General features: G+C 66.1%; 18 protein-coding genes and 3 pseudogenes. 5 read left to right on the top strand and 16 right to left on the bottom strand.

The window, feature by feature from the left end:
- Positions 1–13: 13 nt before the first annotated feature.
- On the bottom strand, positions 14–1,243 hold the full coding sequence (locus PJW05_RS12705) for an acyl-CoA dehydrogenase (RefSeq protein ID WP_271412050.1): 1,230 nt from the start codon (positions 1,241–1,243) through the stop codon (positions 14–16).
- Positions 1,244–1,395: 152 nt separating this feature from the next.
- On the opposite strand from PJW05_RS12705, the gene PJW05_RS12700 reads away from it, so the two are divergent.
- Positions 1,396–2,319 (top strand): LysR family transcriptional regulator, encoded by a 924-nt coding sequence (locus tag PJW05_RS12700; RefSeq protein WP_271412049.1) that lies wholly within the window; start codon positions 1,396–1,398, stop codon positions 2,317–2,319.
- Positions 2,320–2,458: 139 nt separating this feature from the next.
- On the opposite strand, the gene PJW05_RS12695 is transcribed toward PJW05_RS12700, so the two are convergent.
- The 13 genes and pseudogenes from PJW05_RS12695 to peaA all read right to left on the bottom strand — a co-directional run bounded on the left by PJW05_RS12695 (position 2,459) and on the right by peaA (position 18,384).
- A complete protein-coding gene (locus PJW05_RS12695) occupies positions 2,459–3,229 on the bottom strand; it encodes an enoyl-CoA hydratase-related protein (RefSeq protein WP_271412048.1) in 771 nt (256 codons plus the stop codon).
- Between the two features lie 132 nt (positions 3,230–3,361).
- Positions 3,362–4,489: an acyl-CoA dehydrogenase family protein gene (locus PJW05_RS12690; RefSeq protein ID WP_271412047.1), complete on the bottom strand. Its 1,128-nt coding sequence runs from the start codon at positions 4,487–4,489 to the stop codon at positions 3,362–3,364.
- 10 nt (positions 4,490–4,499) lie between these two features.
- Positions 4,500–5,684, bottom strand: a complete 1,185-nt coding sequence (locus PJW05_RS12685; protein ID WP_271412046.1) for an acetyl-CoA C-acyltransferase — start codon at positions 5,682–5,684, stop codon at positions 4,500–4,502.
- A gap of 10 nt (positions 5,685–5,694) precedes the next feature.
- Positions 5,695–6,462, bottom strand: coding sequence for a 3-hydroxyacyl-CoA dehydrogenase (locus tag PJW05_RS12680; RefSeq protein ID WP_271412045.1), 768 nt, complete (start codon positions 6,460–6,462; stop codon positions 5,695–5,697).
- An 18-nt stretch (positions 6,463–6,480) separates the two neighbouring features.
- Positions 6,481–8,100: an acyl-CoA synthetase gene (locus tag PJW05_RS12675; RefSeq protein WP_271412044.1), complete on the bottom strand. Its 1,620-nt coding sequence runs from the start codon at positions 8,098–8,100 to the stop codon at positions 6,481–6,483.
- 382 nt (positions 8,101–8,482) lie between these two features.
- Positions 8,483–9,001, bottom strand: a pseudogene (locus tag PJW05_RS26760) (methyl-accepting chemotaxis protein); the annotation flags it as partial.
- Between the two features lie 387 nt (positions 9,002–9,388).
- Positions 9,389–10,330: pseudogene (locus PJW05_RS26755) on the bottom strand (PDC sensor domain-containing protein); the annotation flags it as partial.
- Between the two features lie 373 nt (positions 10,331–10,703).
- Entirely contained in the window at positions 10,704–11,732 is a 1,029-nt protein-coding gene (locus PJW05_RS12665; RefSeq protein WP_271412042.1) for an AraC family transcriptional regulator, read from the bottom strand.
- 165 nt (positions 11,733–11,897) lie between these two features.
- Positions 11,898–13,598, bottom strand: coding sequence for an AMP-binding protein (locus PJW05_RS12660; RefSeq protein WP_271412041.1), 1,701 nt, complete (start codon positions 13,596–13,598; stop codon positions 11,898–11,900).
- A 285-nt stretch (positions 13,599–13,883) separates the two neighbouring features.
- Positions 13,884–15,008, bottom strand: a complete 1,125-nt coding sequence (gene peaD / locus PJW05_RS12655) for a quinohemoprotein amine dehydrogenase subunit beta (RefSeq protein ID WP_271412040.1) — start codon at positions 15,006–15,008, stop codon at positions 13,884–13,886.
- A 29-nt stretch (positions 15,009–15,037) separates the two neighbouring features.
- Positions 15,038–15,361, bottom strand: coding sequence for a quinohemoprotein amine dehydrogenase subunit gamma (gene qhpC, locus PJW05_RS12650; RefSeq protein ID WP_271412039.1), 324 nt, complete (start codon positions 15,359–15,361; stop codon positions 15,038–15,040).
- 1 nt (position 15,362) lies between these two features.
- Complete coding sequence (gene peaB, locus PJW05_RS12645; RefSeq protein ID WP_271412038.1) at positions 15,363–16,793, bottom strand: quinohemoprotein amine dehydrogenase maturation protein; 1,431 nt, start codon at positions 16,791–16,793, stop codon at positions 15,363–15,365.
- A 73-nt stretch (positions 16,794–16,866) separates the two neighbouring features.
- Positions 16,867–18,384, bottom strand: a complete 1,518-nt coding sequence (gene peaA, locus PJW05_RS12640; protein ID WP_271412215.1) for a quinohemoprotein amine dehydrogenase subunit alpha — start codon at positions 18,382–18,384, stop codon at positions 16,867–16,869.
- 454 nt (positions 18,385–18,838) lie between these two features.
- Between peaA and PJW05_RS12635 the strand changes: the two genes are divergently transcribed.
- Positions 18,839–20,332 (top strand): aldehyde dehydrogenase family protein, encoded by a 1,494-nt coding sequence (locus PJW05_RS12635; protein ID WP_271412037.1) that lies wholly within the window; start codon positions 18,839–18,841, stop codon positions 20,330–20,332.
- 126 nt (positions 20,333–20,458) lie between these two features.
- Here PJW05_RS12635 and PJW05_RS12630 read toward each other — a convergent pair whose 3' ends face one another.
- A complete protein-coding gene (locus PJW05_RS12630) occupies positions 20,459–21,832 on the bottom strand; it encodes a glutamine synthetase family protein (protein ID WP_271412036.1) in 1,374 nt (457 codons plus the stop codon).
- 282 nt (positions 21,833–22,114) lie between these two features.
- Between PJW05_RS12630 and PJW05_RS12625 the strand changes: the two are divergent.
- The 3 genes and pseudogenes from PJW05_RS12625 to PJW05_RS12615 all read left to right on the top strand — a co-directional run.
- Positions 22,115–22,303: pseudogene (locus PJW05_RS12625) on the top strand (MFS transporter); the annotation flags it as partial.
- 155 nt (positions 22,304–22,458) lie between these two features.
- Entirely contained in the window at positions 22,459–23,262 is an 804-nt protein-coding gene (gene dkgB, locus PJW05_RS12620; RefSeq protein WP_271412035.1) for a 2,5-didehydrogluconate reductase DkgB, read from the top strand.
- Between the two features lie 113 nt (positions 23,263–23,375).
- Positions 23,376–24,314, top strand: coding sequence for a cyclase family protein (locus PJW05_RS12615; protein WP_271412034.1), 939 nt, complete (start codon positions 23,376–23,378; stop codon positions 24,312–24,314).
- 176 nt (positions 24,315–24,490) lie between these two features.
- Here the strand turns inward: PJW05_RS12615 and PJW05_RS12610 are convergent, their stop codons facing one another.
- Complete coding sequence (locus PJW05_RS12610) at positions 24,491–25,981, bottom strand: aldehyde dehydrogenase family protein (protein ID WP_271412033.1); 1,491 nt, start codon at positions 25,979–25,981, stop codon at positions 24,491–24,493.
- Positions 25,982–26,050 lie beyond the last annotated feature (69 nt).

Genomic DNA, 26,050 nt, shown 5'->3' with positions numbered 1-26,050 from the left:
TCATTGCGGGCAATCAATGACTGCTGCGCAGCATTTCCCGGGGCACGTACTTGCCGATCTCGTACTTGCCGATGGCCGCGCGGTGCACTTCGTCCGGGCCGTCGGCCAGGCGCAGGGTGCGCTGCATGGCGTACATGTAGGCCAGCGGGAAGTCGTTGGAGACGCCGGCGCCGCCGTGGATCTGGATGGCACGGTCGATCACCCGCAGGGCGACATTGGGCGCCACCACCTTGATCTGGGCGATCTCGCTCTTGGCCACCTTGTTGCCCACGGTGTCCATCATGTACGCGGCCTTCAGCGTCAGCAGGCGGGCCATGTCGATTTCCATGCGCGAGTCGGCGATCTTGTCGACGTTACCGCCCAGGCGCGCCAGCGGCCGGCCGAAGGCGGTGCGGCTGACGGCGCGCTTGCACATCAGTTCCAGGGCACGCTCGGCCATGCCGATGGAGCGCATGCAGTGGTGGATTCGACCCGGGCCGAGGCGGCCCTGGGCGATTTCGAAGCCACGGCCCTCGCCCAGCAGCACGTTCTCGTAAGGTACGCGGACATTTTCGAAGACCACTTCCGCGTGGCCGTGGGGCGCGTCGTCGTAACCGAACACCGGCAGCGGGCGGAGAATCTTCACGCCGGGCGCGTCGGTGGGCACCAGGATCATCGAGTGCTGCTGGTGGCGCGGCGCATCGGGGTTGGACAGGCCCATGAAGATCATCACCTTGCAGCGCGGATCGCAGGCGCCGGAGGTCCACCACTTGCGGCCGTTGATCACCCACTCGTCACCCTGGCGTTCGGCACGGGCTTCCATATTGGTGGCGTCGGACGAAGCCACGCCCGGCTCGGTCATGGCGAAGGCGGAGCGGATCTCGCCGCGCAGCAGCGGCTCCAGCCACTGGCGCTTCTGTGCTTCGTTGCCGTAGCGCACCAGCACTTCCATGTTGCCGGTATCCGGCGCGGAGCAGTTGAAGGGCTCCGGACCCAGCAGGGAGCGGCCCATGATCTCCGCCAGCGGGGCGTATTCCATGTTGGTCAGGCCGGCGCCGTACTCGGACTCCGGCAGGAACAGGTTCCACAGCCCCTCGGCCTTCGCCTTGGCCTTGAGTTCTTCCATGATCGCAGTGGGCTGCCAGCGGTCGCCCTCGGCAACCTGCTGCTCGAATACCGGCTCGGCCGGATAGACATGGGCGTCCATGAATGCGGTGACGCGTTCACGCAGTTCCTGGACCTTCGGGGAATAGGCGAAATCCATGCGGGGCTACCTTTTGCGGGGTCTGTGAGTGAGGTCTGGTAAGGATGCTAGAACAGGGCGTAAGATTTCCCTAGTCTATTTTCGGCATCTATGAACATTCATCACCGATATATGGCCCGTTGATAAGAACAACTCCGAGGAGCACGTCCGGCATGAATCTGAACAAGGTAGACCTCAACCTCTTCATCGTCTTCGACGCCATCTACACCGAGGCCAACCTGACCCGCGCCGGCCAGATCGTCGGCATCACCCAGCCCGCCGTTTCCAACGCCCTCGCCCGACTGCGCGAAACCTTCAACGACCCGCTGTTCGTGCGCACGGCCCAGGGCATGGTGCCCACGCCCATGGCGCAGAACATCATTGGTCCGGTTCGCAATGCCCTGCAGCTGCTGCGCGTTTCGGTGCAGGAAAGCCGCACCTTCAACCCGGCCCAGGCGAACAAGACCTACCGCATCAGCATGACCGACCTCACCGAGACGGTGATCCTGCCGCCGCTGTTCCAGCGCCTGCGCCGCCTGGCGCCGACCGTGCAGATCGAGAGCTTCCTGGCCAAGCGCCGGGAAACCACCAAGGAACTGGCCGCCGGCCGCCTGGACTTCGCCGTGGACGCACCACTCAACACCGACCCCCAGGTGCGCCACGTGAAGCTGATGGAGGACCGCTACGTCTGTGCCATGCGCCGCGGCCACCCGCTGGCCAAGGACAAGATCAGCCTGGACGAATACCTGTCGCTGTCCCACATCCACATCTCCAGCCGCCGCAGCGGCCTCGGCTACGTGGACCTGTCACTGGGCAAGATGGGCATCCAGCGCAAGGTCACCCTGCGCTCGCAGCACTACCTGATGGCTTCCACGGTGCTGCATGGCACCGATCTGGCCATCACCGTTCCCGAACGCTTCGCCCGCCGCCAGGACCTGCACTACGTGGACCTGCCGGTGAACGATGTGCCCTCCCTGGAAACCCACCTCTACTGGCACGAGAGCACCGACCAGGACCCGGCCAACCGCTGGATGCGCGAGCAGATCATCGAGATCTGCCAGCAGGTGACGGCGCAGGAGCAGAAGGAAAGGGCGTGATTGCCATCGGCAATTGGCATTGTGGGAGCGATTTCAATCGCGATTGCAGCCCGAAGGGTTGCCGTTCTTTAACCGGGGCTGCTGCGCAGCCCTTTCGCGAATGAATTCGCTCCCACAGTGAAAAGCCACAGCGGCAACTTCAGCGCCCGAACGCCGGCTTGCGCTTGTCGATGAAGGCACCCATGCCTTCCTTCTGGTCCGGGGTGGCGAACACGGCCTGGAACATCCGCCGCTCGAAGCGCAGGCCCTCCCCGAGTGAGCCTTCGTCCACCCGGTTGACGCACTCCTTGAGCATCATCACCGCCGTGCGCGATTGCGCGGCGATGCGCTTGGCGCTGTCCAGGGCCTGCTCCAGCAATTCACCCACCGGCACCACCCGCGCCACCACGCCGCTGCGCTCGGCCTCGGCGGCGTCCATGCTGCGGCCGCTGAGCAGCATCTCCATGGCCTTGGCGCGCCCCACCAGACGGGTCAGGCGCTGCACGCCGCCGGCACCGGGGATCACCCCCAGCTTCACTTCCGGCAGGCCGAACCGTGCATTGTCGGCGGCGATGATGAAGTCGCACATCAGCGCCAGCTCGAAGCCACCGCCCAGGGCGTGGCCGGCGACGGCGGCGATGATCGGCTTGCGCCGCTGGGCGACCCGATCCCAGCGGCCGAGGAAGTCGTCCAGGTAGGTGCCGGGGAAACACAGCGGCGCCATTTCCTTCACATCGGCGCCGGCAGCGAAGGCCTTGGTGGAACCGGTGATCAGCACGCAGCCGATGGCGGCGTCGCGCTCGAAGGTGTCGAGCGCCTGGTTCAGCTCGTCGATCAGCTGGCTGTTGATGGCATTCAGCGCGTCGGGGCGATTGAGGGTGACCAGGCCGACGGCGCCGGCCTGCTCCACCAGCAGGGTCTGGTAGGTCATGGGAGGTTCCTTTGCGAGGGATGGGGCAGGTCTACGACCTGCATAGCGATTGAAATCGCCCCCACAGAGGAACGGCACTTCCCTTGTGGGGGCGAATTCATTCGCGAAAGGGCCGCGCAGCGGCCCCAGGGCTCAAAGGCTGCGCGCGATCACCATGCGCTGCACGTCACTGGTGCCCTCATAGATCTGGCACACACGCACGTCGCGGTAGATGCGCTCCACCGGGAAGTCCTTGAGGTAGCCGTAGCCGCCCAGGGTCTGGATGGCCGCCGAACAGACCTTCTCGGCCATTTCCGAGGCGAACAGCTTGGCCATGGAGGCTTCGGTCAGGCAGGGCATGCCGGCTTCCCGCAGGCTGGCGGCGTGGTGGACCATCTGCCGCGCCACGGCGATCTGGGTGGCCATGTCGGCCAGGCGGAAGGCCACCGCCTGGTGCTCGATGATCGGTTTGCCGAAGGTCTTGCGCTCGTGGGCGTAGTCCCGCGCCGCCTCGAAGGCCGCGCGGGCCATGCCGACCGACTGTGCGGCAATGCCGATGCGCCCGCCTTCGAGGTTGGACAGGGCAATGCGATAGCCCTCGCCCTCCTCACCCAGGCGCAGGGACGCCGGGATGCGCACCTCGTCCAACTGGATCTGGCAGGTGTCCGACGCATGCTGGCCGAGCTTGTCCTCCACCCGCACCACCTGATAGCCGGGGGTGTCGGTGGGGACGATGAAGGCGCTGATGCCCTTCTTGCCGGCTTGCGGATCGGTGACGGCGAAGACGATCACCATGCCCGCGTGGCTGCCGGAGGTGATGAACTGCTTGGCACCGTTCAGCACGTAATGGTCGCCGTCGCGGCGGGCGCGGGTGCGCAGGTCGCTGGCGTCGGAGCCGGCCTGGGGCTCGGTGAGGGCGAAGGCGCCGATCATGCTGCCTTCGGCCAGCGAGCGCAGGAAGCGCTGCTTCTGCTCCTCGCTGCCGTATTTGAGGATGGGCATGCAGCCCACCGAGTTGTGCACGCTCATGATGGTGGAGCAGGCGCCATCGCCAGCGGCGATCTCCTCCAGCGCCATGGCGTAGGCCAGGTGACCGGTGGCCGCACCGCCCCACGCTTCCGGCACCAGCATGCCGAGAAAGCCCAGCTGGGCCATCTCGCGGATGGCCTCGGCGGGGAAACGGTGCTCGCGGTCCCAGGACTCGGCAAAGGGTTTCAGCCGTTCCTGGGCGAACTGCCGCGCCATGTCGCGGATCTGGATTTCGTCTTCGTTGGGGATCATCAGGCTCTCCTTACAGGCGCTCGATGGCGACCGCGGTCGCCTCGCCGCCGCCGATGCACACCGACGCCACGCCGCGCTTGAGGTCGTACTGAGTCAGCGCATTGAGCAGGGTCACCAGCACCCGCGCGCCGGAAGCGCCGATGGGGTGGCCCAGGGCGCAGGCGCCGCCGTGGACGTTGAGCGTGTCGTGGGAAATGTCCAGGTCGCGCATGGCCACCATCGGCACCACCGCGAAGGCTTCGTTGATCTCGAACAGGTCCACCTCGCCCAGGCTCCAGCCGGTACGCGCCAACAGGCGCTGGATGGACCCCACCGGCGCGGTGGTGAAGAGGTTCGGCGCCCCGGCGAAGGAGGCGTGGCCAGCGATGCGCGCCAGCGGCGTCAGGCCGCGTTTCTCGGCCTCGGACAGGCGCATCAGCAGCAGCGATGCGGCGCCGTCGGAGATGGAACTGGAGTTGGCGGCGGTGACGGTGCCACCTTCGCGGAAGGCCGGTTTCAGGGTCGGAATCTTGTCCAGGCGCGCCTTGGGCGGTTGTTCGTCCTGGCTCACCGTCACCAGGTCGCGGCCGGATTTCGCCTCCACCGGCACGATCTCGGCAGTGAATCGGCCCTCGGTCATGGCCTTCTGCGCACGGGTCAGGGAGGCGATGGCGAAGGCGTCCTGCTGTTCGCGAGTGAAGCCGTAGGCCTGGGCGCAGTCCTCGGCGAAGGTGCCCATCAGGCGGCCTTTGTCGTAGGCGTCTTCCAGGCCGTCGAGGAACATGTGGTCGAGCACCTTGCCGTGGCCCATGCGGTAGCCGGAACGAGCACGCTCCAGCAGGTAGGGCGCGTTGGACATGCTTTCCATGCCGCCGGCCAGCACCACATCGGCGCTACTGGCCAGCAGCAGGTCATGGCCGAGCATCACGGTCTTCATGCCGGAGCCGCACATCTTGTTCACCGTGGAGCAGACCACGCCCTGGGGCAGCCCGGCGCCAAGGGCGGACTGGCGCGCCGGGGCCTGGCCCTGGCCCGCCTGCAGCACGCAGCCCATGAGGACTTCGTCCACCGCGTCGGCGGCGAGCCCGGCGCGCTCCAGCGCGGCCCGGTTGACGGCGGCACCGAGCTGGGCGGCGCTCAGGTCCTTGAAGTCGCCGAGGAAGCCGCCCATGGGCGTGCGGGCGGCGCTGACGATTACGATGGGATCATTGTTCATGGCGTTCTCCTTACTTGGCGGCCATGCGGATGGCGCCGTCGAGGCGGATCACTTCACCATTGAGCATGGTGTTCTCGACGATATGGCGCACCAGCGCGGCGTATTCGGTGGGACGGCCGAGGCGCGGCGGGAAGGGCACGGCGGCGCCGAGGGAGTCGCGGACTTCCTGGGGCATGCCAGCCATCATCGGCGTCTCGAAAATGCCGGGGGCGATGCACATCACGCGGATGCCGGAGCGCGCCAGTTCACGGGCGATGGGCAAGGTCATGCCGACCACGCCGCTCTTGGAGGCGGAATAGGCGGCCTGGCCGATCTGTCCATCGAAAGCCGCCACCGAGGCGGTGTTGATGATCACGCCGCGCTCGCCCTCGTCGTTGGGCTGCCCCTGGGCCATGGCTTCGGCGGCCAGACGCAGCATGTTGAAGCTGCCCACCAGATTGATGTTGATCGTCCGGGCGAAGCTTTCCAGGCCGTGGGCGCCATTGCGGCCGACGACCTTCTCGGCCGGTGCCACGCCGGCGCAATTGACCAGCCCGTGCAGGCCGCCGAAGGCGTCCAGGGCGGCGGCCACCGCCGCGCGGCCATCCTCTTCACGGGTGATGTCGGCCTTGACGAAGCGGGCGTTGGCGCCCAGTTCCCCGGCACTGGCTGCGCCGGCTTCGGCGTTGATGTCCACCAGCACCACCTTGCCGCCCTGCCCCACCAGCTCGCGGGCGGTGGCCAGGCCGAGGCCGGAACTGCCGCCGGTGACCAGGAAAACGGAATTCTCGATACGCACGTTGTTGACTCCTCGGGATCAGTGAGCGGCGGCCGCCTGGGCCTTGGCGATTTCCTGGTTGCGCAGGAGGAAACGCTGGATCTTGCCGCTCGGGGTCTTGGGCAGTTCCGCGACGAACTCGATCTCGCGCGGATAGGCATGGGCGGACAGGCGCTTGCGCACGTATTGCTGCAGCGCCTCGGCCAGGACATCGTCGGCCTCGTGGCCGGCCTGCAGCACGACGAAGGCCTTGACCAGTTCGGTACGCTCCGGGTCGGGCTTGCCGATCACCGCCGCCTCGATCACCGCCGGGTGCTCGATCAGCGCGCTCTCCACATCGAAGGGACCGACCCGGTAGCCGGAGGTGGTGATCACGTCATCGGCGCGGCCGACGAAGCTGATGCTGCCGTCCTCGTTCAATTCAACGGTATCGCCACTCAGATAGTAGTCGCCGACGAAGGCGCGGGTTTCCAGGCCCTGATAGCCGGGGAACCAGAACAGCGGCGAGCGCGGCATGTCCAGGGCGAGGATGCCGGGCTGGCCGGCGGGCAGCTCGCGCTGCTGCTCGTCCAGCACCACCACGCGGTGGCCGGGCATGGCGAAACCGGCGGCGCCGAGGCGCACCGGGTGTTCCAGGGCGTGGTGGTTGCACAGCACCATGCCCAGTTCGGTCTGGCCGTAATGGTCGTGGATGGTGCAGCCGAGGCCTTCGCCGAACCAGCGGATGACTTCCGGCGTCAGGGGTTCGCCGGCGCTGCTGACGGCGCGCAGCCGACCCTTGATGGCGGCCTCCACTTCGTCGCGGGCGGCCAGCAGCAGGCGGTAGGCGGTGGGCGAGCCGGCGAGGTTGGTGATGCCGTATTCGCGGATGATCCGGCAGGTACTCTCCACCGTGAAACCGCCCTCGAAGAAGGTGGTGGCATGCCCCATGGCCAGCGGGCCGGTGACCGCGTAGTAGAGGCCGTAGGCCCAGCCCGGATCGGCCAGGTTCCAGAATTTGTCGTCGGGACGCAGGTCCACCGCATCACGCAGGTAGCTGACGAAGGCAACGATGGCCTTGAGCGGCACCGCCAGCGGTTTGGCCAGGCCGGTGGTGCCGGAGGTGAACATCAGCAGGAAGGGGTCGGAGGCCTTGCGCAGCACGGGCTCGAAGTCGGCCGGCTGGCGTTCGAGTTCAGTCCAGAAATCGTCGCCCAGGGTCAGCACCGGCGGCGCGCCGTCCACCTCGTCCAGCTTGGGCCGGTTGGCGAGATCGGTGACCACCAGCTTCGAACCGGCGCCCTGCACCCTGTGCTCGATGGCCTTCGGGCCGAAGGCGGTGAACAGCGGCTGGTACACGGCGCCGACGCGCCAGGTGCCGAGGACGATGATGAGCAGTTCCGGGGTGCGCGGCAGCAGGCCCGAGACGCAGTCGCCGGCGCCGATGCCACGGCTGGCCAGATGGTTGGCGAAGCGCGCGGAGGCTTCCTTGAGCTGATCGAAGGTCCAGGTGGCACGCTCGCCGTTGCGCCCCTCCCAGACCAGGGCGACGCGCCCACTGCCGGCATGGCGGTCGCAGCATTCGATACAGGCATTGAGCGCATCGAGTTCCCCGGCCAGGGTGGTGGACGCGGCGCTGGCGTAATCGAACGCGCGGGCGGCGCTGAAGTAATCGCGCATCGGGTGGGCCTCCCAGGTTGTTTTTGTTGGAGTACCGGGATGGTCGCGCCGACCGGGCAAGGCGGCAATGTCGAAAGGCATCAACCTGGGTGAGCGGTTTTGACAGGGAGGGAGTTGGCCGTACGGTGCGCCGTGCGCAATGGCGGTGGCACAGATAGCGCCCTCTCCCTATGGGAGAGGGCTGGGGTGAGGGACGCTGGGGGCTGGCAATCGCGAATGAGATCGCGGCTACGGACGGCTTGCCGTCGGCAGGCCGGCATGACGCCGCCGGAGGATGAAAACAGCGTCATCCACCCTGCGCAGTCGGTCGCCCGGGGCAGCCCTGCGGGCTGCTTGGCGAATGAATTCGCCCCTACAGGGTTCGTGTCGGAGGTTCCGCGCCTCAGGCGCGGAACTGGTCCATCAACCCCTGCTGGTGGTTGGCCAGGCGGTTCAGGGCCTGGCTGACCTGGGCCGATTCCTCGGCCTGGCCGGAGAGGGATTCGGTGACGTCGCGAATCGCCGCCACGTTGCGATTGATTTCCTCGGCCACCGCGCTCTGTTCCTCGGCGGCCGAGGCGATCTGCAGGTTCATGTCGGTGATCACCGTCACCGCGTCGCCGATGCGCTGCAGCGCCGCGACCGCCTGTTCCACCTGTTCCACGCTGCCCTGGGCCTGGCGGTGGCTGCTGTGCATCGAGCCGACCACCTCGCGGGTGCCGTGCTGCAGGCCTTCGATCACCTGGCGGATTTCTTCCACTGAATCCTGGGTGCGTTTGGCCAGGTTGCGCACCTCGTCCGCCACCACGGCGAAGCCGCGTCCGGCCTCGCCGGCGCGGGCCGCTTCGATGGCGGCATTGAGCGCCAGCAGGTTGGTCTGCTCGGCGATGGCGCGGATCACTTCCAGCACTGAACCGATCTGCTCGCTGCTGCTGGCGAGGGCCTGGACCTCATCCATCGCCGCGCTCATCTCGCTGGCCAGTTGTTCGATGGCGCTGGTGGTGCGGCCGATCACACCGAGGCCCTCGCGGGTGGCGTGGTCGGCACCGCGCGCGGCTTCGGCAGCCTGGGCGGCGCTGCGGGCCACGTCCTGGGCGGTGGCGCTCATCTCGTTGGAGGCGGTGGCCACCTGGTCCACTTCGCGGTACTGCTGCTGCATGCCGGCGCTGGTCTGGCTGGCAATGGCGGCGGATTGGTCAGCGGTGCCACGGGCGTCCTGCACGGAGCGCTTCACGTCGGCGATCACCGGCTGCAGCTTGTCGAGGAAACGGTTGAACCAGCCGGCGAGCTCGCCCAGTTCGTCCTGGCGGGCATAGTCCAGGCGGCGGGTCAGGTCGCCTTCGCCGCTGGCGATGTCCTTGAGCATGCCCGCCACGCCGAGGATCGGCCGGGTCACGCCACGGGCGGTCAGCCACACCAGCAGCAGGCCGACCACGGCAGCGGCGAGGCCGAACAACAGCTCCAGCCAGGTGCCCTGGGCGTTGCGCGCGTCCAGGTCCTGTTGCAGTTCGCGGGCAGGCTTGAGCAGGACCTGCATTGGCACGTCCAGCAGCACCGCCCAGGGCTTGGAATCCGGAATCGGCTGCAGCGGAGCCAGCACCTGCAGGTTGCCATCGGCCTGGCGCTCATGGGCCCGACCCTGACGCTGCAGCTGGAGCAGCTCGCTGGCCGCCGCCGGCTGTACCTTGGCCAGGCCCTGGCCGAGCTGACCGGCGTCCTTGCTGTGGCCGGCGAGCAGGCCCGCCGGGCTGAGGATGCTGATGGCGCCCTGGCCGTCGTAGAGGCCGGCGCTGCCACCGCTGGCGAGCTCCTGGAGGTTGCTCAGGCTGATGTCCATGCCCGCCACGCCGATCACCTGGCCGTTCTCGAACACCGGGTAGGTGAGCGTGGTGATCAGGGTCTTCTGCCCCGAGGCATCGTCGAAGTAGGGGTTCAGCAGGCACGGCTTGCGGGTCTGCTTCGGGCAGTTGAACCAGGTGTTGAAGGGGCTGCCGTCGAGCATCGGGGTGGCGTCGCTGATCATCGCCTCGGTGGGCGCCAGGCTGGTCAGCTCGCCGCCGCGCTGGGCCCAGTAGGTGGAGAAGCGACCCATCTCATTGCTGCCCAGCTCCGCGCGATTGACGAACAGGGCGTCATTGCCGTCCAGGGCGTTGGCCTCGAACACCAGGTAGAGGCTGAGCAGCTGCGGGTTGGCCTGCAGCGCTTCCTTGACCTGCTGGTGCAGGCTGGCGCGCAGGGCCTGGTTGTCCATGCCCAGCGACTGTGCCTGACTGCGCTGCTGCACCACTTGGCGGGTGAAGTTGAGGCCATCCTGGTACGCCGACAGGAAGTAGCGCTGGATCGTCAGCGCCTGCACTTTGCCCTCTCCCTCCATGCGCTCGCGGGCGGAGGCTTCGAGCATCTGCGCGCTGTTGGCCTTGACCAGCTCGGTGGAGGCCCCCATTCGGTAGAGCGAGACGCCAATCAGCACGGCGACGATGGCCAGCAGGCAGAGGCCGGCCAGCAGGGTGATCTTCCACTGGATGGAGAGTCGGTTGAGGGACATGGGTCTGGGTCCTGTGTGCTTCAGTCGGTGTTCGGGCGCGTACGTCGCGCGCCCTTCTATAAAACGGCGCAAACCCGTCTCAACTTGAGTCGGGATGGATCAGCGTGCGGTATTGGCCGGGCGTGGAGCCGGTCCACTTCTTGAAGGCCTTGTAGAAGGCGCTGGTGTCGGCAAAGCCCAGCTCGAAAGCCAGCTCGGTGAAGTTGCCCTCGCCGCTGTCCAGACGGGCGATGGCCAAGTCGCGCCGCACCTGGTCCTTCAGGCCCTGGTAGGTCTGCCCTTCCTGGGACAGTTTGCGGCGCAGGGTGGAAGGCGCCATGTAGAAATGCCCGGACAGCGCATCCAGGTCGGGCCAGCGCTCGGGCTTGAGGCTGCGCAGGTAGGCGCGGACGCGTGCCGCCAGGCTCTGCGGATCGCGGTAGCGCACCAGGATGTTCGCCGGCAGGCCGCCGAGGAAACGTTTGAGGTCGCGGGAGCTGCGGCGCACCGGCAGCTCCAGGCACTCGGGGTTGAACAGCAGGCGGCTCTGCGGGCGGGAGAACCGCAGGTTGGTGCTGAACATCACCCGGTAGTCTTCGATGTAGTCCGGCGCCGCACAGCGCAGGTCGACCCCGAGAATGGGGATGCGCCGTCCGGCCAGCCAGCACATCAGGCCGTGGACCATGAGCCACAGGGTGAAGTAACCGAAGGCCCGAGCGTGCTGGCCGTCGGCCTCGTCCAGGGTGATTTCCGCAAGCCCGCCGTGTCGCGCCAGGCGAGGCGAGAAACCGTCGAACACCAGGTCGAGAAAGCCCAGGGTCACGTCAAGGGCAGCCCCCAGCGTGGGCTCCTTGACCGCCTGGCGGGTCAGGTAGGCGAAGCTGCCGGACTTCATCCGCCGCGGATTCATGCCGAAGAACTCATCGTCCATCGCCTGGGCGACCAGCAGCCAGAGTTGGCCATAGGCCTGCGACGACACCCGCCCATAGGGCTTGGCCAGCAGTTCGGCGGAAATGCCGGCCTGACGCAGCAGCCCTGAATCGTCGAAGCCCCGCTGGCGCAGTTCCAGCAGGGCTTCGTGGACCAGGTGGACGGAGATGGTGCCTTTCTCGGTGGACGGGCCTGTCATGGGCTCCCTTGGGGTAGCGACGTCGGATGAAACGGCCATTGTAGGGGCGAACTCATTCGCCAAGCAGGGCGCAGCCCTGCCCTTTTGCTTCCCATGGGGCAGCTGCGCTGCCCTTGGCGAATGAATTCGCCCCCACAGAAGAGCGAAGAGCCCTACCCTGGTGCCTCAGCGGATCGCCTTCACCTTGTCGTCCTTGGGCGGGGTCAGTTCCTCGATGCTGATTTCGCGCATACGGAACTTCTGGATCTTGCCGGTCACGGTCATGGGGAAGGCATCCACGAAGCGGAAATGGCGCGGCACCTTGAAGTGGGCGATGCGCTCCTTGGCCCAGGCGCGCAGTTCGTCCTCGGTCGCGGTGTGGCCGGGGTGGAACTTGATCCAGGCGACGATTTCCTCGCCGTACTTGCTGCAGGGGATGCCGATCACCTGCACGTCGGCCACCGCCGGGTGGGTGAAGAAGAACTCCTCCAGCTCGCGCGGGTAAATGTTCTCGCCGCCACGGATGATCATGTCCTTGCTGCGGCCGACGATGCACACGTAGCCGTTGTCGTCCATGGAGGCGAGGTCGCCGGTGTGCATCCAGCGCCCCGGGTCGATGGAGTCCGCAGTGGCCTGGGGGTTGTTCCAGTAGCCCAGCATCACGCTGTAGCCACGGGTGCAGAGTTCGCCGATGGTGCCGCGCGGGACGATGCGGCCCTCGGCGTCGACGATTTTGCTTTCCAGGTGCGGCTGGGTGCGGCCGACGGTGGTCACACGCAGTTCCAGCTCGTCTTCCGGGCCGGTCTGCAGGGACACCGGGCTGGTCTCGGTCATGCCGTAGGCGATCTGCACTTCGCTCATGTGCATCTCGTTGATCACCCGGCGCATCACTTCGATCGGGCAGGTGGCGCCGGCCATGATGCCGGTGCGCAGGCTGGAGAGGTCGAACTCGGCGCGCTGCGGGTGATCCAGCTCGGCGATGAACATGGTGGGCACGCCGTAGAGGGCGGTGGCCTTCTCCTCGGACACCGCACGCAGGGTGGTCAGCGGGTCGAAGGCATCGCCCGGGTAGATCATGGTGGAACCGTGGGTCATGCAGCCCAGGTTGCCCATTACCATGCCGAAGCAGTGGTACAGCGGCACCGGGATCACCAGGCGGTCCTGTTCGGTGAGGCCCAGGCTCTCGGCGACCATGTAGCCGTTGTTGAGGATGTTGTAGTGGCTGAGGGTGGCCCCCTTGGGGAAGCCGGTGGTGCCGGAGGTGTACTGGATGTTGATGGGGTCGTCGAACTGCAGGCTGGCCTGGCGTTCGGCGAGGGCCTCTTCACTCACCTCCCCCGCCTTCTCCTGCAAGCGGGCCCAGGGCAGGAAGCCGGCCGGCGGGTTCGAAGCCAGGCTGACCACCCCGCGCAGTTCCGGCAGCGTCTCGCTGGCGAGCTGGCCCGGCTCGGCGCTGGCCAGTTCGGGAACCAGGCCCAGCAGCATGGCGTGGTAGTCGGAGGTCTTGAAGGCGTCGGCGCAGATTACCCAGCGGCAGCCGGACTGCTTGAGCGCGTACTCCAGTTCACTGCTGCGGTAGGCCGGGTTGATGTTGACCAGGATGGCGCCGATCTTGGCGCTGGCGAACTGGGTGATGCACCACTCGGCGCAGTTGGGCGCCCAGATGCCGAGACGGTCGCCGCTGTTCAGCCCCAGGGCAAGCAAGGCGCGGGCGTGGCGGTCCACCGCCTCGGCCAGACTCTTCCAGCTGTAGCGCAGGTTCTGGTGCTTCACCACCAGCGCTTCGCGCTCGGGGAACTGGGCAACCGTGGCATCGAATGCCGCGCCGATGGTCATGGCGAGCAGGTCCTTGTCCTGCCGCCCCCGGGTGTAGCTCTGCTGAGTCATGGCTTTCCCTTCTTGTCGTTGTACTGGGATACAGCTGTGAATGACGTAATCGGCTTTATTTACCTTTACGTAAACGTAAAGGTAAATAAAGCCTGTTTTCCTGTCTAGTGACCCATTGGTCGAAGTCGGGTTCAGCGCTTCCTGATGCTGGGGCCGCTTTTCCTGTGGGGGCGAATTCATTCGCCATGCAGGACGCAGTCCTGCCATTCAGGTGGAAGGGGGCAGCTGCGCTGCCCTTGGCGACTGAAGTCGCCCCCGCAAGAAGAACCTGCAAAGGCCCTGCCCTTACCTCACGAACACCTGAGTCGTGGTGATCGCCATGTCGCCGCCCGGCAGCTTGATGTTGCCGATCTTCTCCAGGCTGTCCGGGTCGAACACCGCGATGTCGTTGAAGGTGCCGGCCAGGTACAGCTTGCTGCCCTGGGTATTGAAGGCGACGCAGTAGTAGGAATGATCCAGGTTGGCCGCCTTGATCAGCTTCTGCTCCTTGATGTCGTACTTGGCCAGGCGATTGAGCACGCCGAACATCAGGTTCGGGTCCTTCGGCGAACGCAGGCCGGTGAAGTACAGCTCGGTCAACGGCGCGAAGTCCTGCACGGTGCTTTTGCCGGTCTTCAGGTCGATGCTGACGTAGCCATAGACGAAGTCAGCAGTGGCCAGGTCCTGCTTGTCATCCTTGAACTTGGCCGTGGTGTAGAGCATCGAGAACTCGTGGTAGCTGGTCTGGTGCGGCCAGAAGTAGAGCACATCCGGTGCGCTGTAGAGCGGCCGCTGCCAGTTGCGGCCCGGTACCGCCACCTCGTACTTGCCGGTCTTCACATCCATCTTGTAGATGTCCGGCCCGGCCACGTAGAGGGTGCCGTCGTCCGCCGCGCGCATCAGGTAGACCTGGCGCGGCATGGGGAAGCTGCGCACCGGCTTGGCGTCCAGGCCCGCGCTGGTATCGTAGACCTCCAGGCGCGGCTGCTTGACCACGTAGTGATCATTGAGCATCTCGGTGGGGTTGACCGTGGTGTAGAGCTCCTTGCCGTCCGGGCTCAAGGCAAAGGAGAACATCGAGCGCGCCTTCTCCCCCGGCTTCTGCGACAGCTTGGCGTGGAACACCGTCTTGCAGTCGTCCAGGTCGACGCCGTAGAGATCGCCGAAGTGGTTGTTGAGGATGAACGCGGTCTTGTTGTCCGGCGCCATCATCGCCGTGCCGGGGCCGAAGGCGTCGGGCAGGCGGCAGGTCTTGTACAGGCGGTCGGTGGCCAGGTCGACCACGTGGAGGTTGTTCGGGTAGTTGGTGGCGATCATGTATTCATGACCGGCCTTCAGCGCCGGGCCGGCTTCGCTGGCGGCCCAGGCCTGGGCACCCAGTGCGAGTCCGGCGACGGCGGTCGCCAGGCTGGCGATGGTGTTCAGTTTCATGCGCTTATCCCTCTTGTTCTTGTCGCCGGTCATTTGTCTTTGGGGAATACGGTGCCGAGGTTGCGCCAATCCTCCTGGGAATTGGTCGCCTGGGCGTTCCAGTCCGGGTAGGTGCTCATCATGTCGGGCACCTGGGCCGGCCACCAGCACGGGTCGGAGCAGCCGTAAAGGTCGGCTTCCATCGGCTGGCAGAGGGAGGCCACCCCGCCGAAGGCGTCCACTTCCCAGCCCGGGTCAGTGGTGGCGGTGCAGCCGGCCACCGCGCTCATGGCCATGACGTCCTCGATGCGATCTTCGGCTGCGGCTTTTTCGAGCAGTTGCGCTTTGTTGTTGAGCGGCTTCAGATGTTTCATGTCAGTGCGCCTTCCGCGGAGAGATGTAGCTGCTGATGAAGGCCGGATTGACGGCCATGATGCGGCTGTAGACCTCGATGCCGAAGTCCACCCAGTCGCGCATCAGCTCGCAGTAGTGATAGGTCGGGTGAGTGGGGTCGCCGTAGCGGGCGTAACTCTCGTGGTAGCAGCCGCCGGAACACAGGTTGCGGATGCGGCAGCTGTCGCAGCCGGTGCCGCTGCGGTCCAGGCGCTGGGAGAGGAAGTCGTTCAGCTCGGCCTGCTTCACCCCGCTGTGCACGTTGCCGAAGGTCGGCAGGCTGGAACCGGTGAAACGGTGGCAGAGGTTCAGCTCACCCTTGTGGTCCACCGCCAGCATCTTCAGGCCAGCGCCGCAGGGCAGCGCCTTCTTGTGGCCTTCGTGGATGTCGGTGATCAACTGGTGCAGGTTGGAGAAACCGATGTTGCGGTGCTCCAGGGCGGCGTCCAGGTAGCGCCGGCCGAGGGCCTTCATATTGGCGAAAACCTCCACCAGCTCCTCGCCGGTCAGGTTGAAGTCGGCCATGTCCCCGGAAGTGACCGGGGCGAAGCCGACCTCGGCGAATCCCAGCTCGTTGAACAGGTGGTTCCAGATGGTCTCGACATCGGTGATGCCGCGGGTCAGGGTCACCCGTGCGCCCACCGGGCGGCTGCGGTAGCGCGACAGCAGCAGGTCCACCTTGCGCCGCACCACGTCGTAGGTGCCCTGCCCGCCCACGGTGATGCGGTTGCGGTCATGCACCGTCTTCGGCCCGTCGATGCTCACCGACAGCCCGAAACGATGCGCGTTGAGGTAGTCGATGATCTCTTCGGTGAGCAGCGTGGCATTGGTGGTCATGATGAACTCCACCTGCTTGCCGGCTTCGGCGAAGCGCCGCTCGCAGTAGTCCACCATGTGCTCGATCAGCGGCCGGTTGGACAGCGGTTCGCCGCCGAAGAACACCACGCTGTAGCGCTCTTCGTCAGGCGATTCCTTGAGCAGCATTTCCACCGAGGCCTCGGCGGTTTCCGCGCCCATCTTCTTGCCGGCGGCGGGTTTGTCCAGGTCTTCCTTGTAGCAGTAGGTACAACTCAGGTTGCAGCCGGTATTGACGTTCAGCACCACGGTATTCAGCGCCGTGCGCTCGACCTTCTTCAGGCCGATTTCCGGCGTCAGCGGCGAACCGTCGCTGACCACTTCCAGCGCGATCAGCTCGCGCAGCGTTTCATTGATGTCCTGACCGGCGAAACGCCCGGCCAGGCGTTGCACCAGGTCCTCGGACGAGCAGCTCTGCTGGCGCAGGGCGTCGATGATGCCGCCGGTGACTTCGTCGGCGGCGAACAGCGAGCTGCTCGGGATATGGAACAGCATGCGGTCGGCATCCACCCGCACTTCGTGCAGGTTGCGTTCGACCAGATTCAAGATTGCGCCCATGGCGACCTCCCGGAATTCATCCCAATCGTCGTTGCGAAGCCGGGCGGAGCGACGCCCCGCCCGAGCCGTGGCGTCATGGCAGCGGCGGGTTGTTCCAGCGCTGTACGGTGACGATCAGGTGGCCTTCGCCTTTGTGGCCGCCCTCCTCCAACTCGGCGATCACCTTCAGGTTACCGGCGTTGTTGGTCATCATCTTGCGTTCCGGGTTCGGACCGGCGCCGCCGGGCACGAACACGCCGTCCTTCTGCATCACGCCGGCGTACTTCACGTCCTCGTCTTCCCTGGCGCGCTCGTCGAAAGGCTCGACCGACCACTTCGCCGGCAGGTAACCGATGCGGTAGGGCTGACCGTCGGCGCCCTTGCCCCAGGCCTCGGCCTCGAAGCGGCCCTGTACCTTGGGCGTGGAGCCACCGTTCTCGCCGACGCGGGCGATGGAGAACTCCGGCACCACCTTCACCTCGCTGATGTCCTTGTAGACGGCCAGGTCAACGCCCTTGAGTTCACCCAGGGCCACGTGGCGCATGCCCGGCGCCGCATCGGCAGCGGCTTTGACCTTGACGCGGATCTGCTTGGGGGACACTTCCAGCACCTTCACCACGTCCACACCCGAGCCGAAGTCCGGCGTGCCGGACAGGCCGCTGCCCACCAGGGTCAGCTCGGCCTCGCTGCCGGCCTTGAGGTGGCCCGGCTGCACCGCCAGCAGCTTGGCGTTGCCGTCCTTCGCGGCACTGAAGTCCAGGCCACGCTCGTCGTGCTCGGCCTCGAACATGCGCCCCTTCATCTCACCGTTCAGGGCGGCGAAGACCTGGCGCATGCTGGTGTCGCCGACCTTCAGGTTGCCGCGCCACTCATAGCCGTTGTAGAGGATCGCCGAGCCGCTGCCGTTGAACGGCGTGCCGTCGGCGTACTGGCCCTTCACCTCGACCGTGAAGGTATCGCCAGCGCCGGCCGTCACCGTCATCACGCCGCGCACATCCCCCTTGGCGAGCATATGGCCGCTGAAGCTCCACTGCCCCGGCAAGCTGCCTGCCTTCGGCTTGGCCTTCTGCCAATCGGCCCAGGCCTGGTTTTCCAGGGGGAAGCGCTTGGCCAGGTCCGGCACGGTGTCCTTGAGGGCGATCTCCAGCCAGTCGCGGTCGCGGGACTGGGCCTGGTATTCGAGGGACGGCCACTGGCCGAGGTGGAAGTTCACCAGGTGCTCCCACTCCTTGGCGGGACGGCGCTGCAGGGCGACACGGGCACCGGAGTGGCAGCGGCCGCACATCTGGCTCAGTTGATCGTCGAACTGCTCGACGGTGTTCAGCCGGCGCTCCATGGCGTAGCGCACGCCGTCCGTCTCGCTGGGCGCCAGGCCCTGCGTGTCGGCGAGGTACTTGACCAGGGTGCGGCGATCGTCATCGCTGATCGAGAGGCCATGCATCACCTGCATGCGCGCGATGCTCATCAGCCAGCCTTCGGGCGTCTTGCGCTGGTGGCTGATGCGGCTGTAGGAATCGTTGCCCTCGGGGATGTGGCAACCCATGCACTTGGACTTGAGGAGGGCCGGCCCCTCCTCCGCTGCCTGGGCCTGGGCGAACACCAGGGACGCCATGGCCAGTGCCAGGGTGCCCGCGTGCTGCCGGAGTCGAGTCGTCTTCAAGGTCAGACCTCCACGGTGTTGTTCTTATGGTTTGCACCCCACGGCGGAGCGGGTGCAGCTGTCACGGCAAATACATAATGTGTGCCATGCCGATGAAAGTCCTTTTATTACAACGGCTTATTCTAAAAACTCCGACCTGAGGGGGATGTTGGCCAAGGGCCCCGCCGTCTAATTTCGCGACAGACTGTTCCAGGCTGAGACTGGGCCGGAGTTCCCTGACAAAGGTAGACGGCGCCACTGTTCCAGACGCGTCTCAGGCCGTCTCAAACTGCAACAGCGCAGCGTGGGAGAACCCCGCGGAATGCCCCACAAAATGTTTATCAATCAATTGGTTACAAGGTAAAAACGGCCTTGGCATGGCGGTTGCGAAAGTGGGGAACAACTCCAACGAACAGAGGCACTTCCCATGCTCCTCGATCTGCCCGTCCTTCCCCAGACCCGCGCCTTCCTCAATCGCCCGCTGAAGATGCTGGTCGGCTCCGAATGGCAGGACGCCGCCAGCGGCGCCACCATGAGATTCCGCAACCCGGCCACCGGTGAAGTCCTCGGCGAGGTGCCCTCCGCCACGGCCGATGACGTGGACCGTGCCGTGCAGGCGGCCCGCCAGGCCTTCGACGACTCGGCCTGGAGCCGCATGCGTCCGCGCGAACGGCAGAACCTGCTGTGGCGCCTGGCCGACCTGATGGAGCGCGACGCCCAGGAACTGGCCGAGCTGGAATGCCTGAACAACGGCAAGAGCGCCGCCGTGGCCCAGGTGATGGACGTGCAACTGGCCATCGACTTCCTTCGCTACATGGCCGGCTGGGCCACCAAAATCGAAGGGACCACGGTCGATCCGTCCCTGCCGCTGATGCCCAATGACCAGTTCCACGGCTACATCCGCCGCGAGGCGGTGGGCGTGGTCGGCGCCATCGTCGCCTGGAACTTCCCCCTGTTGCTGGCCTGCTGGAAGCTCGGCCCGGCCCTGGCCACCGGCTGCACCCTGGTGCTGAAGCCCGCCGACGAAACCCCGCTGACCGCCCTCAAGCTGGCCGAGTTGGTGCTGGAGGCAGGCTACCCGGCTGGGGTGTTCAACGTGGTCACCGGCACCGGCCTCAATGCCGGCGTCGCCCTCACCCGCCACCCCGGCGTGGACAAGCTGACCTTCACCGGCTCCACCGAGGTCGGCAAACAGATCGGCAAGGCGGCCATGGACAACATGACCCGCGTGACCCTGGAACTGGGTGGCAAGTCGCCGACCATCGTCATGCCCGACGCCAACCTGCAGGAAGCCGCCGCCGGCGCCGCCACCGCGATCTTCTTCAACCAGGGCCAGGTCTGCTGCGCCGGCTCGCGTCTCTACGTGCACCGCAAGCATTTCGACAACGTGGTTGCCGACATCGCCGGCATCGCCAACGGCATGAAACTGGGCAACGGCCTGGACCCCAGCGTACAGATGGGCCCGCTGATCTCCGCCAAGCAGCAGGACCGCGTCACCGGCTACATCGAACTGGGCCGCGAACTGGGCGCCACCATCGCCTGCGGCGGCGAAGGCTTCGGTCCCGGCTACTTCGTCAAGCCGACGGTGATCGTCGACGTCGACCAAAGACACCGCCTGGTGCAGGAAGAAATCTTCGGCCCGGTGCTGGTGGCCATGCCCTTCGACGACCTCGACGAGGCGGTGCGCCTGGCCAACGACAACCCCTACGGCCTGGGCGCCAGCATCTGGTCCAACGACCTCTCGGCGGTGCACCGCATGGTGCCGCGCATCAAGTCCGGCTCGGTGTGGGTCAACTGCCACAGCGCCCTCGACCCGGCCCTGCCCTTCGGCGGCTACAAGCTCTCCGGCGTCGGTCGCGAGATGGGCGCGGCAGCCATCGAACATTACACCGAGCTGAAGTCGGTGCTGATCAAGCTCTGAGGAGCCCCCCTCGGCGTCTTGGGTGAATGAAAAAAGTCATCCACGCCGAGGCTGGAGCGTTCGGGTGGACCAGGCGACACCGGTCCACCCTGCGGAGCGCCGTCAGGCGCGACAGCACCGTCCGTCTCAATAGCGCTCGAAACCGCGCTGCAACTCCCAGTCGGTGATGCGCCGGTCGTATTCCTTCTGCTCCCACTCGGCGGTGTGCACGTAGTGATCGACCACCTCGTCGCCGAAGGCCTTGCGCAACATGACTGAGCCCTTGAGGGCGGCGGTGGCGTCGCGCAGGGTCTTGTCCACCTCTGGCAACTGATCGTCGATGTAGGCATCGCCTTCGAACGGCTTGCCCAGTTCGAGCTGCTCATCGATGCCGGCCAACCCTGCGGCGATCAACGCGGCGAAAGCCAGGTAGGGATTCAGGTCAGCGCCACCGATGCGGCACTCGATGCGTACCGACTTGCTGCCCTCGGCGCAGAGGCGGAAGCCGGCGGTGCGGTTGTCGCGGCTCCATACCGCTCGCGTCGGGGCGAAGGTGCCGGCCTGGAAGCGCTTGTAGGAGTTGATGTAGGGCGCGAGGAAATAGGTGATCTCGCTGGCGTAGCTGAGCTGGCCGGCGACCCAGCCGCGCATCAGCTTCGACATGCCGAACTCGTTCCGGCCGTCGAAGAACAGCGGCTTTTTACCGCGCTTGTCCCACAGCGAGCTGTGCACATGGCAGCTGGAGCCGGCCAGGTCGTAGCGCCACTTGGCCATGAAGGTGATGGACTTGCCCTGCTGGTGGGCAATCTCCTTGCAGGCGTGCTTGATCAGTACATGGCGGTCGGCCATGGTCAGCGCGTCGGCGTAGCGGACGTTGATCTCCTCCTGCCCCGGTCCCCACTCCCCTTTCGAATTCTCCACCGGCACGCCGCAGGCCTGCAGGTGCTTGCGGATGGCGCGCAGCACCGGCTCCTCGCGGGTGGTCTGGAGGATGCTGTAGTCCTCGATGTAGTGCGACGCGGTCTTCGGATGGCTGTAGTTGCGCCGGTGGATGGCCTCGTAGCTCTCGTCGAAGAGGTAGAACTCCAGCTCCGAGGCGAACATGCCGACATAGCCGCGTTCGGCCAGCCGCGCCACCTGCTTGCGGAGAATGGCCCGCGGGCTGTGGGGCAGGTCTTCGCGGTGGTGATGGTCGAGCACATCGCAGAGCACCAGGGCCGTGCATTCCAGCCAGGGCACCCGACGCAGGGTGCCCATGTCCGGTTTCAGCACGAAGTCGCCGTAACCCTTGCTCCAGCTGGCGGCGGCGTAGCCCGGCACCGGCTCCATGTCGATGTCGTCGGCCAGCAGGTAGTTGCAGCAGTGGGTTTCCTCGAAGGCGCTGTCGACGAAGAACTCGGCCTGGAACCGCTTGCCCACCAATCGCCCCTGCATGTCCACCATGCAGGCCAGCACCGTATCGATCTCGCCGCTGGCAACGGCCTTCTTGAGTTCGTCGAAGCTGAGGAGGGGTTCGCTCATGGGACGGACCTTCGGTCGGGGACTGCCGAAAGCTTAGTCCAGCGCTGGAATCCGCAAGACTTTCAGCACTGGGACGGTGCAGATCGCAGAATTTTTGACGTCTTCCTGCGCCGAATCGCTTCGCCTGCAGTGGCGCACGTCGGGCGTCTGCCCGCAGAACAACGACACCAGCCGCCCATATTCTTGATTTTTAATCAAATAAATTTGGCCGATACAGCGCTTAATCTGCAAATGTAATCCCCGCACACTGCGAACCACTGCTTAACTCACCGGATCGCAGCCATGCCCCTTGCACTGCTCGCCCTGACCCTGGCGGCCTTCGCCATCGGTACGACCGAATTCGCCATCGCCGGCCTGATCCCGACCATCGCCGCCGATCTCGGCGTCTCACTGCCCTCCGCCGGCCTTCTGGTCAGCCTCTGTGCGCTCGGCGTCGCCATCGGCGCGCCGATCCTGAACGCGCTGACCGGCCTGGCCCAGGCTCCGTGGATCGCCGCGGTCGTGACGCTGGCTGCCTTGGGGCTCACGGCCTTGTCCGGCCGTCTGGATCGGCGCGCGGCCTCGCCCGGGCCCGCTCTCGCCTGACCACAACCGTCACATTCCCTCACCCTTCGCAGGAGTCCCTCATGCGTGTTCCTCCCTTCGGCGTCGGCACCTTCCGGCTGACCGGCCAGACTGTCATTGATTCGCTGCGTCATGCACTGGACCTCGGCTACCGCGCGGTCGATACCGCTCAGATCTACGGCAATGAGGCCGAGATCGGCCAAGCCATCGCCGAGAGCGGCATCGAACGTTCCGAGCTGTTCATCACCACCAAGATCTGGACGGACAACTACGCCCGGAACAAGCTGGTTCCCAGCCTGCGCGAGAGCCTGAAGAAGCTGCGCACCGAGTACGTGGACCTGACGCTGATCCACTGGCCGGCGCCGGGCAACGGCGTCGAGCTGGCCGAATACATGGCCGCGCTGGCCGAAGCCAAGGCGCTGGGCCTGACCCGCCAGATCGGTCTCTCCAACTTCAATATCGAACTGACCAGGCAGGCCATCGCCGCGGTCGGCAAGGGCGAGATCGCCACCAACCAGATCGAACTCAGCCCCTACTTGCAGAGCCGCAAACTGGTTGCCTTCCTGGAAGAACAGGGCATCGCCGTCACCTCCTATATGACCCTGGCCTACGGCAAGGTCCTCCAGGACCCGGAGCTGGCGCAGATCGCCGACAAGCACCAGGCCACCATCGCCCAGGTGGCGCTGGCCTGGGCGCTGCAACTGGGCCACGCAGTGATTCCCTCCTCGACCAGGCGCGAGAACCTGGCCAGCAACCTGCTGGCCCGCGAACTGCGCCTGGACGCCGACGACATGGCCAGGATCGCGCGGCTGGAACGCAACGGGCGCGAGGTCGACCCCAAGGGCCTGTCCCCCCGCTGGGATTGAGGACCGATGCCGTCCCGCTCTCGCCTACTGGATTCAGCATCGGCCTCGACGCCTTACGCCACCTTCATCCATCTGGCCGCCAACGCGGCCTGAAGGAACACAGGAGATACCTCATGAAGACCTTTTCGAGATTCGCCCTGGCGGCCCTGCTGCCGCTTGCCATGCAGGCCGCTTCAGCGTCCGGCTGGTATCCCTCCGCCTACGGTCCGGAGGATGAGATCGGCGCCGCCAACCTGCTGACCCCGGATGTGGTTAGGCAGGCGGTCGGACTGGTCAAGGTGGGTAAGACGTATCCGCTGGCCGTACCCGTGGACAAGAACCTTCCAGCGTTCCGCCATCGCAGCTTCCGCCTGTACAACGTGCAGGTCGGGCAGCAGGCCGGCAAGTCGCTGGGGCCTAACAAGTTCACGTTCAACGATGAACTGGTGAACGCCTGGACCGGCGTTGGCACCCAGCTCAATGGGATCGGCCACATCGGCATCGACAACCTCTACTACAACGGCAACAGGGCCGCCGATTTCGTGACCGTCGATGGCGTCACCCGGCTCGGCGTCGAGAAAGTACCGCCGATGGTGACGCGTGGAGTGGTGCTGGACATGACCGCGCACTACGGCAAGGCCATCGTCCCGGGCGGCACGGAGTTCAGCGTGGCCGACATCCAGGCGGTGCTGAAGAAGCAAGGTCTGGCCTTGCGCAAGGGGGATGTGGTGCTGTTCAACACCGGCTGGCTGGAGCTGATCGGCAAGGACAACGAGCAATTCCTCGGCGTGGAACCGGGCATCGGGATGGAGGCCGCGAAGTGGCTGGCCGACCAGGGCATCGTCGCCTTCGGCGGTGACACCTGGGCCTCGGAGGTTTATCCGAACCCGCAGGGCAAGGACGAGTTCCCGGTCAACCAGTACATGCTCGCCAAGCGCGGCATCTACAACCTGGAACTGATCGACAGCCGTGCGCTGGTGCGCGACCAGGCCTGGGAGTTCCTGTTCGTGCTCGGCCAACCGCTGTACGTCGGCTCCACCCAGGTCAACGTCAACCCGGTCGCCATCCGCTGAATGCGCCGCCCCCGCCTGCACGCCGACTTTCGCCGGTCGAGGCTTCCGCGCCGATGACGACGGATCGTCAGCGCACCGTCTCTGCTCAGGTCGTCCAGCGAAGTGCCGGGCGGATCAGCGTGAACCAAAAAGACCGGCAGGCGTGAAGGCGCCTGCCGGAAATCGAGGGTTCAGGATCAGTGGGCGATGCACACCGACTTCAGCTCGGTATAGGCCTCGATCACGGCGCGGCCGAACTCGCGGCCCATGCCGGATTGCTTGACGCCGCCGAACGGCATGTTCGGGTCCAGCAGCACGTGGGCGTTGACCCAGACGGTGCCGGCCTCGATGCGCGGCACCAGGTTCATCGCCTTGGACAGGTCGTTGGTCCAGAGGCTGGCGGCCAGGCCGTAGGGACTGTCGTTGGCCAGTTCGATCATGGCGTCTTCGTCGGTGAAGGGAATCACCGACAGCACCGGACCGAACACCTCTTCGCGGGCCACGGTCATCGCGTGGTTCACATCCGCCAGCACAGTGGGCTGGACGAAGAAGCCGTCGCCGTCCAGGCGCTCGCCACCGGCCACCACGCGGGCGCCTTCCTGGCGGGCCAGGTCGATGTGCCTGAGCACGTTCTGCTGCTGCTTGAACGACACCAGCGGGTTGATCGCCGCTTCCTGGTCCATGCCCGGGCCGATGGACAGCCCCTTCACCGCCGCGGCCAGGCCCTCGACGAACTGCTCGTAGATGGACTGGTGCACATAGAAGCGCGAGGCTGCGGCGCAGACCTGGCCGTTGTTCAGCAGGCCGCCGAGCAGCGCACCCTGCATCGCCTTCTCCACGTCGGCGTCTTCCAGCAGGATCATCGGGTTCTTGCCACCCAGCTCCAGGGCGAAGCGGGTCATGTGTTGCATGCAGGCCACGCCGACGCTCTTGCCCACCGCGGTGGAGCCGGTGAAGGACACCTTGCTGATCAGTGGGTGCGAAGCCAGGGCGTTGCCGACGGTGCTGCCGCCGCCGGTGATGACGTTGAACACGCCGGCCGGGATGCCCGCCTCGACGGCCAGCTCGGCCAGGCGCAGGGCGGTCAGCGGGGTTTCGCTGGCGGGCTTGATGACCACGGTGCAGCCGCAGGCCAGGGCCGGCATCAGCTTCCAGGTGGTGATCATCAGCGGGAAGTTCCACGGCACGATGCCGGCCACCACGCCCACCGGCTCACGACGGGCGAAAGCCGTGAAACGCGAGCCCGGCGGGATCGGGATGGACACGTCCAGGGTCTGGCCTTCGATCTTGGTGGCCCAGCCGGACATGTAGCGCATGAACTCGACCGTGGCGCCCACATCCAGCATGCGCGAGATGTTGATGGACTTGCCCTGGCTCAGGGTTTCCAACTGGGCCAGCTCTTCGGCGTGCGCTTCCACCAGGGCGGTGAAGCGCAGCAGGATGCGCTCGCGGTCGGCCGGACGCAGGCCGGACCAGACGCGGGACTTGAACGCCTTGTGGGCCGACTGCACGGCCTGCTCCAGGTACACCAGCGGCACGTCCGGCACCGCGGCGATGGTTTCCCCCGTGGCGGGGTTCAGCACCGGGGTCGTCGGACCTTCCGGCAGCACCCACTGGCCATCGATAAAGCAGCCGTGGCGGCGCTCCAGGAATGCCGCGACCTGCGGCAGGATTTCGACCTTGCTCATGCGTGATCCTCTTGATTCGTCGGCCGGGGCCCATCACCTACGGTCGTGGCGACGCGTACGGAAACAGGG

The organism is Pseudomonas sp. Q1-7 (assembly GCF_028010285.1).
Classification (GTDB): Bacteria; Pseudomonadota; Gammaproteobacteria; order Pseudomonadales; family Pseudomonadaceae; genus Metapseudomonas.
Note: the sequence above shows the minus strand (reverse complement) of the source record. Positions and strands in the feature narration are given on the sequence as shown.